This window comes from Allobosea rubneri, from assembly GCF_032464875.1.
Taxonomy (GTDB): domain Bacteria; phylum Pseudomonadota; class Alphaproteobacteria; order Rhizobiales; family Beijerinckiaceae; genus Allobosea; species Allobosea rubneri.
On record NZ_JAWDID010000108.1, the window covers coordinates 1 to 3,649 of the forward strand.

Consider the following 3,649-nt stretch of genomic DNA (forward strand, 5'->3'; position numbering starts at 1 on the left):
CAGGCTGAACTCGTAGAACAGAGCCTCCTGCGCCACCTGCCGCTCGCCCATCATCGCGCCGCCCTCCGCAAGGGCGACTGAATCAGGACTTCACGCCCGCAGCAACGCCGACTTTTTCAACAACATCCGTCAGTTTCTGACGTCGGCCGAAGCGGGGAAGGGATGGCTAATCCGCCCCATAAACGCACCACAATTCGATGCACGCGCATCCTTGAAATCATGACCGGCTCTCTTGAGGCTCTGATTGAAGTAAGGCGTCAACTAGTAGTGGATAACTTCTGACAGCATCTGCCGAACAAGATTGATCCGGCCTTCAAGCACTACATCGACGAATAATCTCATTTGGATTTGATTGATTGTGGCCAAGACCCGCGCAATTTGCTTTGATGTCTTCGGAACCGTTTTGGAAGTCACGGACAAGCGAGACCCGTATCGCAAACTTATTGACAACGAATACGATGCCATCGCCGTTCGAGCGCTGACCCATCCGTTGGGGATAAGAGATCTCGCTCAACAATTCGACCCAACTCCCAGTGAAGATACGATTTTGCAATGGGAAGCGGATCTCAAGGCGGAGTGCGCTTCGCTAAGGTTACGGCCGCGCATGAAATCGATCTGGGCAACCCTGCAACGCGCACAGCTCCAGATCGGCGTCTGCTCAAATCTGGCCATCCCCTATGCGAAACCGATGTTGGAAGAACTGCCAGCCCAGCCAGACGGCCTGGTTCTCTCCTATCGGGTCGGGATCATGAAACCTCACAAAGATATCTATCAGTTGGTGGCCTCGCAGCTCGAGCTGCGGCTGTCGGAGATTCTTTTTGTTGGCAATCACCTCGAGGGCGATGTGTGGGCCCCCGTCGCTGCAGGCGCCCACGCCATGACGGTCAGCGAATTCGAAACGTCTTTTTCTTCCTGGCCTTCGATCTATGCCCCCAGACAGGTCACCGACCTCTTCGGGCGCATTTCCACTGCGAAGGAAGCATTGAATTCTCCGGCAATCGCTTGATCGCGCTCACAACTCGTCAGCGGAACAATAAGCGCCAATCGGTGACTTCCGACGTTCATCTGGAACGCGGCCCCTTCAAGTTCATCCAAGGCCCGCGCGCAGCAAAGAGATGGCCATGAAATCGATCTGGCGGCCGCCGGATATTTTGCGAGGCTAGAATGTCCGATCCGAGTTTCGATGAACGGGCACGCGTGAGCGGGCCAGGGCTGCGAACGTTCTTGAACATCGCAGACCGCTGGAAGCTGCCCGAGAGCGACCGGCTTGCGCTCCTGCAATGCGATCCATCGCAATTTGCCGATTGGTCGAGCATCGCGCAGTCAAATGGGCCGATTGTGCTCGAAACCGCCGAGCTCATGCGGCTCTCTGCGATCCTGGGCGTTTTCGCAGAGCTCCAACAGCTCCTTGCGTCACCTGATCAAGAGCGAGATTGGCTGACACGCGTTCATAAATCGCAGCCATTTAATGGCCAGGCCCCTCTCGAACTGCTTCGCGGCACGGCTTTGCGTCGTTGAGGTCTGATTGAGCGATGAGTGGATACGACCTGCTTTTTTGCGAGATGCCTTTGCCGGAAACCAAGCTCGGCCCGGAAACCCTGTTTTGCACCCGCGCCTTCGACGGCGTTTTCAGTGACGTCTATCGGATCACAGCAGATGGGTACCTTTTTGGCCCCTTCGAGGAAGTCCCTCCACCCGCAAATCGGCCCGCTCAGCCAACTCATGGCGCTGCTGCTACCGGATATCCAGCGGATGGCCGCCCTCTGGCCTGGAATGGGGACATTGAGTTCTGGAGCCAGCAGCATCCGCGGCAAGTGTTCTTCGCTTGTTTCGTCGATGGGCGCTGCGTCCGGATCCTGTTGGACAGCGACTATCGCTCGCTCATGGAGAGGGCACGGCGCTGGGCGCTCCTTTCGGCCTCAATGTGACCTCGAAATTCAAGCGGTCGCGTGCGGCTCGCTGGGGAGGGGAGGTGGAATGAAAACGATTGCTGCCGCTTGAATGCGGCAGTCGGTGGCGCAGTAAGCTGCGCCACACCCGCCCGCAGCCTGACTAGCGTCGCCATCCCATCCGATGCGCAGGATAGGGCAGGGGACTCGCCTGAAGCTCGGGTGCAGCCAACCTGTCGGGCGACGAACTCCCCGCCTTTACCCATTTATCTGTCGGGTCCACGATCGTTTCGATCCAGCCTTTTCTTTTTGCCTCGCTTCAAAGCAGGTTTCATCGGCGCGGGGAGAGCGGTTACTGGCGATTGACGCTCGGGCTCGACCGCGATCGGATTTGCGGGGGAAACCGGTCCTTTATCAGTTGGATAGCCCGAGGGCGTCGGCGCCAGGTCACGTCCGTAGGCTTGAGGCTTCGGCTTGGCGCCTTCCACAACGAGTCCGTGAACGGGAGATGGGGTTGTCCTGGTTGGCATCTGCGTGAGCGTGAAGGACCCCTTCGGGTCCGGCTTTGCCTGTTGATGTGCGAGTTCTCGCTCGCCCCCGGACGCCGCCGGCGATGCGGGCTTGGTTTCGACAGTGTTTGGCTTCAATTCAACAGGGCGGGACGTGGCGGGTGGTGTAGCCGCACGCTGAGCGGGCGCTGAGAGCGCCTGCTTGTCCGGGGTGCTCGCTTCAGACGGCTTGGCCGTACCGGTAACGGTCGGGGCGCTGGCCTTTGGAGCGACGTTCGGCACCTTCAATGAAACCTGACCCAGTGTGGCCGGGGCAGGGCTCTTGGTCGGCACCGCGGTTGGGGCCGGGGTCTGGGCCGGCTTCGAAGGCGGAGCGCTCACCGTCTCGGCAGGGCGCTTTGGCGCCGCCTGGGTTTCGCTTCGAGCTGGGGAGGAGGCCGCCGGGCTGCTTCCCTTCTGCGGGCGGTCAGGGCGGATTGAAAACGGCTCATAGCGATACCGCGTCCCCTTGGGGTTCTTCTCGTCGAGGTACGCGGGGCGACTGCCAACTCCAGTTGCAGGCGCGGCCGACGCTGGCTCTGCCTGTGGCCGCGGAGCGTCGGCCGCTGTCGGCTGCAAGGGCGCCTGAGGCTCCTCCGCGTTCGGCACGGAAACGCTGGCGACTGGTTTAGGCTCATACGTTTCGTCAGCGCTTTTGAGAGCTTCCGTGAGATTGCGCTCAGCGATAGCCATCACTGAATCCTGAAGCCGTTCATAGGCTTCCTCGCGACGACGAGCGACCTCCTCCTGGGATGGGTCAAGGCGATCAAGGTCGACATAGCTTGGCTGCCGACGGTCATTTGGATTCTGGGATGGGTTGCGTTCCAGATCCTCCAATCGGTGCGACATGAGTGCCAGCCCGTGGCGGGCCTGCTGGACCTCCCTGGCGTTGCGATCGTCCTGTCTCTTTCCTTCGGGAAGGATAGTTTTGAGGAACTGGCGTGATTCCTCGGCGTCCGCGGTGAGGACGTTGCCTGGTTTAGGTAGGGCGAGCGGTGTTTTTCGAGGGCGGCCACGCGGCTTCTTTTCAGCTTCGCCAAATGCAGCGTGAAAGACCAGTCGGGCACGAGATGCCACGCGATCGATGTCTGCCGTCAGCGCCCTTGAGACAGTTCAGGGGTTTTCGGGAAGGGAGGATTTCTGGATCATCGCAGCCATTTTGGAGCGCAGATGAGACAGAAATCCGGGCCGGAGAAAGCACCGGCAGAGCAG

The 3,649-nt window shown here is 59.9% G+C and carries 3 protein-coding genes; all 3 read left to right on the plus strand.

The window, feature by feature from the left end; translation table 11 throughout:
- The first annotated feature begins 358 nt into the window (after positions 1-358).
- The 3 genes from RKE40_RS29310 (at position 359) to RKE40_RS29320 (ending at position 1,928) form a co-directional block, all read left to right on the plus strand.
- Positions 359-1,006, plus strand: a complete 648-nt coding sequence (locus RKE40_RS29310) for an HAD family hydrolase (protein WP_316021684.1) — start codon at positions 359-361, stop codon at positions 1,004-1,006.
- 158 nt (positions 1,007-1,164) lie between these two features.
- A complete protein-coding gene (locus tag RKE40_RS29315; protein ID WP_316021685.1) occupies positions 1,165-1,518 on the plus strand; it encodes a hypothetical protein in 354 nt (117 codons plus the stop codon).
- Between the two features lie 14 nt (positions 1,519-1,532).
- Positions 1,533-1,928 (plus strand): hypothetical protein, encoded by a 396-nt coding sequence (locus tag RKE40_RS29320; RefSeq protein ID WP_316021686.1) that lies wholly within the window; start codon positions 1,533-1,535, stop codon positions 1,926-1,928.
- Positions 1,929-3,649: the final 1,721 nt, after the last annotated feature.

What these genes read in the sequence shown, in the direction of transcription:
- RKE40_RS29315 (WP_316021685.1), top strand. Translation starts at nt 1,165, where the DNA reads ATGTCCGATCCGAGTTTCGATGAACGGGCACGCGTGAGCGGGCCAGGG.
- RKE40_RS29320 (WP_316021686.1), top strand. Translation starts at nt 1,533, where the DNA reads ATGAGTGGATACGACCTGCTTTTTTGCGAGATGCCTTTGCCGGAAACC.